Annotated in this window: 2 protein-coding genes; both read left to right on the top strand. The window is 50.4% G+C overall.

Annotation, left to right across the window (positions count from 1 at the left end):
• Positions 1 to 1,386 (top strand): Asp-tRNA(Asn)/Glu-tRNA(Gln) amidotransferase subunit GatB (gene gatB, locus OEM52_14775; GenBank protein MDK9701397.1); only part of this gene is annotated, 1,386 nt, incomplete at its 5' end.
• Positions 1,370 to 2,655 (top strand): hypothetical protein (locus OEM52_14780; GenBank protein ID MDK9701398.1); only part of this gene is annotated, 1,286 nt, incomplete at its 3' end. The genes gatB and OEM52_14780, both read left to right, overlap by 17 nt.

The raw sequence follows: 2,655 nt of genomic DNA on the forward strand, positions 1-2,655 counted from the left end.
TCACTGGCGTGCCCGGTCTGTTTAGCGTTGCCCGGCGCTTTGCCGGTACCGAATCGACGCGCCGTCGAGTTCGCTATTCGATTAGGACTCGCCCTCGGTTGCACGATTCGTAATACCACCAAATTCAACCGCAAGAATTACTTCTATCCCGATCTCCCCAAAGGGTACCAAATCAGCCAATACGATGAACCGATCTGTGAAAACGGTGTGGTAAAAATCATCGACGAAGGTGTCGAAAAAAACATCCGCATTCAACGCATCCACATCGAAGAAGATGCCGGAAAAAGTTCACACACATCTGGCGATACTACCCTCGTCGATCTGAACCGTTGCGGTGCGCCGCTCTTGGAAATTGTTTCGCATCCCGATCTCCGCTCGCCGCGCGAGGCATACCTTTATCTTTCCTATTTGAAGGAGCTGGTCGAACGGTTGGAAATCTCCAATGGAAATATGGAGGAGGGTTCCCTCCGGTGTGATGCGAATATTTCGTTGCGACCTGTCGGTACCGAGAAATTCGGTACCCGCACCGAAGTGAAAAACGTCAATTCCCTGCGTTACGTCGAAAAAGCGCTTCATGCTGAATATGCCCGTCAAAAGGATATCCTCGAAGCAGGCGGTATCATTGAACAACAAACCTTGACGTTCGACGAAAAGTCCGGCACCAACAAATTCCAACGTAGTAAAGAAGAGAGTCAGGATTACCGATACTTTCCAGAACCGGATTTGGTTCGATTCGATGTCCCAATGGAATGGATCGAGTCCGTTCGTTCTTCTCGAACCACTTATCAAGTTCGTGAGCAAATCCTCGCGAATGACTGTGGGTTCTCGCCTGAGCACATCTCGGAGATTATGAAGATTCGCAGCGAGTCGTTACGAACTCCTGGTGTGATTGTATCGAACTACTATTCCGGGAGCATCTATCTTGCTCAAGCGATGCAGTGGTCACGCGCGAAAGCAAAAACGCTCGACCCCGCCCAAACGGCTTCCACTTTCTTGAATAAAGCGCTCGGCGTATTCAAAGCCCGCAACGAAGATCCGATGCAGTCGCCGCTAACGCCGGAGAAATTCGCCGCAATCGAACATTTGCGCCAATCGAATGCGATAACCGGCAGCACCGCCAATGAGCTATTCGAACGCATCCCAAGCGACCCGCGCGATGTGCAGGAAATTGTCGATACCGAAGGGTTGGCTAAAGTCGCTGATACTTCTTTAATCGACGACATCGTTGTGAAAGTAGTTACCGACTTTGCCAAACAAGTCGAAGAATACCGTAGTGGAAAAGTAAAAGTGTTCGAGTTCCTGCTCGGACAAGTCATGAAATTGACCCGTGGTAAGGCCGATCCCGATACGGCTCGTGCGAGTTTACGCCGTGCGCTTGATTCGTAATTTCCTAATTTTTTGCCTTGCAATATTCGCGGCTAACATAGCAGCAGCATCGACCACGACCGGTCTATTTTGGTACGCCGCAACTGCTTCCGATACCGCATTAGCTGAGCGCATCGCGCCTTCGATCGCAGTCAAACTATCGGAACGTATTGCGTTGCTCTCCCCCGATTTTCTCCGTGACCGGTATGGTGATACTCTTACCCAGAATTCAAGTTATGCCCGTACCCGTTTCCAAGAGCTGTTTCCTGATGGCGTTCGGTTGGAGTTCCATTTGCAGCGATTAGGTAATTCTTCTTCACTCAAATGTTATCGGATCGAACAAACCAAACGCGATTCATTACGTCTCTTTTACGCCGGAGGCAGTGAAGAAATTGCCGATTGGTTTGAGTTTTATTTCCTGAAATGGTTTCTGGGTGATGTTTCCTCAGGCAAGCAAACTGGCACAGCAACAATAATCGTCGATGGTACTCCGATTGGTGCTCAGATTTCCATAGATGGTATTCCGACCGGAGAACGAATCCCGGCAAGACTTGTTAACATCAGCGAAGGTGAGCATTTGATAGAAATTACCGGAAACCTTCGCGCTTCACAAAAAGTGCTTGCCCGTGCAGATGGTTCTGTCGGTATAACTCTACGCGGAAAGCCAATTACAACACTGTTAGAAGTGGTAAGCGATCCACCCGGATTACCGATCGAAATCGATGGGGTTAGCAGTGGATATACGCCCTATTTGCGCGAATCTACCGAAGCGAGTTTAAGCGTGACAATCGGCGGCGGCGAACGGGAATTGATATCGCGAATCGTTGATTTGGAGCCGGGGCAATGGCGTACGATGTATTTTGCGCCTCAACTCATGAACCGAATTGCGATCCGAACCTTCCCCCCCGGCGCCGTGATATACGACGGCCCCGTCCGCATCGGCTCCGACGGCGATACCATACCGTGTTCTCCTCACGGTCAACAGCAATGGACAGTCGATCACCCCTACGCATTTCCCAAGACATTTCCGATCACCGGAACGCCTGGAAAAGTGCAAACGATGTTATTCCAACTGCCGCCCGCGTTAGCGTTTCTAAGATTACATGGTTGGTACCATCAATCGACCTTGCGGGTAGACAAGGATGTAATTGCAGTCTCTTTGCCTGATAGTCAGGAAGTCCTTGCCGGGAAACGTACATTAGAAATTGCCACCCCCGGTTTCCGTACCCGGCGGACAACCCTTTCGTTAGAACGTGGAGCACATGTTTTGGTCGATGCGACCCCCATCCC

This window comes from bacterium (assembly GCA_030247525.1).
Classification (GTDB): domain Bacteria; phylum Electryoneota; class JAOADG01; order JAOADG01; family JAOADG01; genus JAOTSC01.